The 2989-nt window shown below is 64.1% G+C and carries 2 protein-coding genes; both read left to right on the top strand.

Features of this window, described 5'->3' with window-relative positions; all coding sequences use genetic code 11:
• Window positions 1–844, top strand: an 844-nt coding sequence (locus ACE3S9_RS17695; protein WP_374547799.1) for an efflux RND transporter periplasmic adaptor subunit, incomplete at its 5' end; no start/stop codon positions are given.
• Window positions 845–896: 52 nt separating this feature from the next.
• A partial coding sequence (locus ACE3S9_RS17690) for an efflux RND transporter permease subunit (protein ID WP_374547798.1) occupies window positions 897–2989 on the top strand: 2093 nt, incomplete at its 3' end.

The following is a 2989-nucleotide window of genomic DNA, read 5'->3' as shown; positions in this document are numbered from 1 at the left end:
CGCGCTGCTGGTCAAGCTCGACGATTCGACCGAGCAGGCCGATCTGCGCACGAATATGGCGCAGATGAAGAACGCCGATAAGGCCTTCGACCGGCAGAAGGCGCTGGAGGCGAGCGGCGTTGCGGCGCGGGCCAACTACGATCTCGCCCAGGCCTTGCGCGATCAGGCCGCCGGCGCCGAGGACAAGACCCGCGCCCTGATCGGCCAGAAGACCGTTACGGCGCCCTTTGCGGGGCGGGTCGGCATCCGCAAGATCGACCTCGGCCAATATGTCGCCGCGGGCGCCGCGATGGTGTCGCTGCAGCAGCTCGATCCGATCTATCTCGATTTCCAGGTGCCGGAGCAGAATTACGCCCATCTCGCCGTCGGGCAGGCGGTCGTCGCCGATATCGACGCGCTCGCGGGCAAGACTTTCCAGGGCAAGATCAGCAATGTCGATGCGCGCATTGACGCCAATACGCGCTCGATCCTGGTGCGCGCCGAATTCGCCAATCCCGACAAGAAGATCCTGCCCGGCATGTTCGGCCATGTCGCCTTCGCCGCCGGCGAGCCGGCCAAGGCCGTCACCGCGCCGCGCACCGCGGTCACCTATTCGCTTTATGGCGATTCCGTCTATGTGGTCGTCGCGGACGATCCGGCCAAGGGCTTCGACGGCCCGCTCCATGTCGTGCGCCGCTCCGTGAAGATCGGCGACACGCGCGACGACCGCGTCGTGCTGCTCGACGGCGTCGCGCCGGGCGAAAAGGTGGTGGCGGAAGGGCAGATCAAGCTGCAGCCCAATGCGCCGGTCAAGATCGACCCCGACAAATCGATGAAGGCCCAGCCGGTGCGGCCGCGCGAATGAGCGGCAAGCCATTGCGTTAAAAGAATTTTGAGCTGAGGAAAGCGGAAAAGCCATGGGCGCCTTTACCGATCTGTTCATCCGCCGGCCGGTGCTGTCGATCGTGGTCAGCCTGCTGCTGTTCCTGGTCGGCGCCCAGGCCGGCTTCAAGCTGCAGATCCGGCAATATCCGACCTTGTCCTCGGCGACGATCACCATCACCACGACCTATCCGGGCGCCAATGCCGATCTGATCAAGGGCTTCATCACCACGCCGATCGAACAGGCGGTGGCGAGCGCCGAGGGCGTGGACACTTTGGTGTCCAATTCGCAGCAGAACGTCTCGACCGTCACGCTCAACCTGCGCCTGAACGCCAATGCCGACCGCGCCATGACCGACGTGCTCGCCAAGGTCGCGCAGGTCAAATATATCCTGCCGAAGGAATCCAACGATCCGGTGGTGGTGAAACAGACCGGGCAGGGCACCGCGCTGCTCTATATGTCCTTCAATTCGGACACGCTGACGGCCCCGCAGATCACGGATTACATCACCCGCGTCATCCAGCCGCGTTTGCAGACCATCGATGGCGTGGCCAGCGCCCAGATCATCGGCGGGCAGAATTTCGCCATGCGCGTCTGGCTCGATCCGGACAAGATGGCCGCGCGCGGCGTCACCGCCGCCGATATCCGCAATGCGCTGATCGCCAATAATTTCACCTCCGCCGCCGGTCAGGTGAAGAGCGATTTCACCCAGACCAGCATCAATGCGCTGACCTCGCTGGAGACGGCGCAGGCCTTCGCCCAGCTCGTCGTCTTCAACAAGGGCGACGCTCTGGTGAAGCTCGGCGAGGTGGCCCATCTGGAGCTGGGGCCGGAAAGCGTCGATTCCTCCGCCGTATTCGATGGGCTGAAGGCGGTGTTCATCGGCATTTACGCGACGCCGACCGCCAATCCGTTGACCGTGATCGATGATGTGCGCGCGGCCTTTCCCGCGATCCAGGCGGCGCTGCCGGCGGGCATGACCGGCGCCATCGCCTATGACGCGACCGATTTCATCCGCGCCTCGATCGACGAAGTGGCCAAGACCCTGCTCGAAGCGGCGGCCATCGTCATCATCGTGATCTTCCTGTTCCTGGGCGACCTGCGCGCGACCCTGATTCCGATCGTGACCATTCCGCTGTCGATGGTCGGCGTCATGGTCTTCATGCTGCTGCTCGGCTATTCGATCAATCTGCTGACGCTGCTGGCCTTCGTGCTCGCCATCGGCCTGGTGGTGGACGACGCCATTGTCGTGGTCGAGAACATCTATCGCCATATCGAGGAAGGCCATCCGCCGAAAGAAGCCGCCATGCTCGGCGCGCGCGAGATCGCCGGGCCGGTCGTCGGCATGACCATCACGCTTGCGGCGGTCTATGCGCCGATCGGTTTCGTCGCCGGCCTGTCCGGCGCCCTGTTCAAGGAATTCGCGTTCACTCTGGCGGGCTCGGTCGTGGTCTCGGGCTTCATCGCGCTGACCCTGTCGCCGATGATGTGCTCGAAGCTGCTGCGTCCGCATGAACGGCATCTGCCCGGCGCCGTCCGCACGGGGCGGCGCAGCCTGGTCGAATTTCTCGACGACCTGTTCGAGGGGCTGCGCCAGCGCTATGAGCGCCTGCTTCATCGCACGCTGAATTTCCGCGCTTTGACCATTCTCATTCTGGTCGGCGTGCTGGCGCTGACCGGCGTGCTTTATATTTCAACCCCGCGCGAGCTGGCGCCGGAAGAGGATCAGGGCTTCCTGCTCTCCATGGTCAAGACGCCGCAATATGCCAATCTCGATTATCTCGAAACGGTCACCGCCCGCCTGCAGAAGGACGCCTTCGACGAGGTGCCGGAAAAGGACCATGTCTTCGTCATCAACGGCTCGCAGGGCGTCAATACCGGCATCGCCGGCATGCTGCTGAAGCCGTGGAGCGAGCGCAAGCGCAGCCAGAGCGAGATCCTGCAAAGCCTGCAACCGCTGATGGCCAACCAGACCGGCGCGCAGGTATTCGCTTTCGCTTTGCCGTCGCTGCCCGGCTCGACCGGCGGACCGCCCGTGCAATTCGTCATCCGCACGGCGGGCGATTATCGTACCCTCGCCGGCGTGCTCGACCAGCTTCAGACCGAGGCGCAAAAGAGCGGGCTGTT

Origin of the sequence: Rhodoblastus sp. (genome assembly GCF_041915505.1) — a bacterium.
In the GTDB taxonomy this organism is placed as follows: domain Bacteria; phylum Pseudomonadota; class Alphaproteobacteria; order Rhizobiales; family Beijerinckiaceae; genus Rhodoblastus.
This window is presented reverse-complemented; position numbering and strand designations above follow the sequence as displayed.